Raw genomic sequence first — 1,827 nt, 5'->3', positions numbered from 1 at the left:
CTTCGAGCTTGCTTCGCAGGTTGGCCGCAAAAAGTAACAAAAACTCTCGGTTGCTTATTTTTCTTTCAAAGTAATTGCTTTGGCTTATCAGTGTAACCCGAAAAATAAGAGACCGAAAATTAGTTGAACGGAGATTTAGAGCGCTAGCGCAACACTTATTTTCTTATCCCTAATTCACGTTAAAATATATTACAGAAATGCAATATTTAGCTATCTCACCCGAAATTATTTCCGTTAAAATGATGCTCAATAAATTAATAAGTAGTTTAAAATAATAGATCCTCTTTCGTCCATCGTTTGTCGTCTATCGAACAACAAATATCGAACAACGAAAAACGAGCATAAAATAACCAACAACAAAAAACGAATGAATCAACAATACGATTGGAGCATAGCACCTCAAAACTCCCTTTTAGACCTTAAACTGAAGGATACTTGGGCCTACCGCGACTTACTTTGGTTATTGGTACGTAGAGATTTCGTATCCTTCTACAAACAAACCATTTTAGGGCCATTATGGTTCTTTATCCAGCCTTTGCTAACTACCCTTATTTTTACCTTTGTATTCGGAAATTTAGCCGGAATTAGTACCGACGGTTTACCGCAACCGCTATTTTATATGGCGGGCATTACCGCTTGGAACTATTTTGCCGATTGCTTAACCAAAACCTCCACCGTTTTTAAAGATAATGCCAACATTTTCGGCAAGGTGTACTTCCCTAGATTAATTATGCCGCTAAGTATTGTAGTGAGCAATTTGGTGAGGTTTGGGGTACAATTTTTATTGTTCTTGATGGTAATGGCCTATTATTATTTTACAGGTGCGGTATTTAACGTTACTTGGGCCATTAGTTTATTCCCGCTAATAGTGGTTTTAATGGCTTTATTAGGTTTGGGTGCAGGTATGCTTATTTCGGCAATGACTACCAAATACCGTGACCTAGCTTTTTTAGTAACTTTTGGTGTGCAGTTGTTGATGTATGCTACTACTGTTATTTACCCTTTAAGTACTGCCGTAGAAAATTACCCTACTTATTCTTGGATCATCGAATACAACCCTATGACTCCAATTATAGAAACTTTCAGGTACGGCTTTTTGGGTCAAGGAGCATTTAGCTGGGCAGCCATTGGCTATACCACAGGCATTACCTTAGTTGTTTTGCTGGTAGGTATTGTGGTGTTTAATAAAGTAGAGAAGAATTTTGTGGATACCGTTTAAAGTGTTTTGTATTTTTGATTGAGGCTGAGATAGAGATTGAGATTAAGACTGAGATCGAGATAGAGATTTAGACTGAGATTGAGATTGAGACCGAGATTGAGGCTGAGATTGAGATAGAGATAGAGATTGAGATTGAGACTGAGAGCAAGGCTGAGATTGAGATTGAGATTGAGACCGAGATTGAGATTGAGATTGAGATTAAGACTGAGATCGAGATAGAGATTTAGACTGAGATTGAGGCTGAGATTGAGATAGAGATAGAGATAGAGATTGAGACTGAGACTGAGTTCAAGACCGAGATTGAGACTGATTACAAGATTAAGTTAAACCGACCTTAACCCTCAACCTTAAACCTTAACCTTAACCCTTAACCCTCAATCCTCATGTACAAAGACTTTACTGAGATGCCCGTGTGGAAACTTGCAATGGATTACGCAGTTAGCATTTTTGAGTTAAGTGCAAATTTGCCAAAACAGGAAGACTATGCTTTAACTTCCCAAATTAGAAGGGCTGCACTTTCTATAGCTGATAACCTTGCCGAAGGTTTTGGGAGAGAAACTGCTAAGGATAAAAAAAAATTCTATGTCACCCGTAGTGCATTATTGCTT

Annotated in this window: 2 protein-coding genes; both read left to right on the top strand. The window is 38.0% G+C overall.

All coding sequences use genetic code 11. From position 1 onward, the window contains the following. The first annotated feature begins 367 nt into the window (after nt 1–367). Nucleotides 368–1,219 carry an ABC transporter permease gene (locus B3I52_RS01790; protein WP_293297954.1) on the top strand — a complete coding sequence of 284 codons (852 nt, stop codon included), beginning with the start codon at nt 368–370 and terminating at the stop codon, nt 1,217–1,219. A gap of 383 nt (nt 1,220–1,602) precedes the next feature. Beyond that, nucleotides 1,603–1,827, top strand: a 225-nt coding sequence (locus B3I52_RS01785; RefSeq protein ID WP_293297951.1) for a four helix bundle protein, incomplete at its 3' end; no start/stop codon positions are given.

Origin of the sequence: Pedobacter sp. UBA4863, from assembly GCF_002399615.1 — a bacterium.
In the GTDB taxonomy this organism is placed as follows: Bacteria; Bacteroidota; Bacteroidia; order Sphingobacteriales; family Sphingobacteriaceae; genus Pedobacter.
This window is presented reverse-complemented; position numbering and strand designations above follow the sequence as displayed.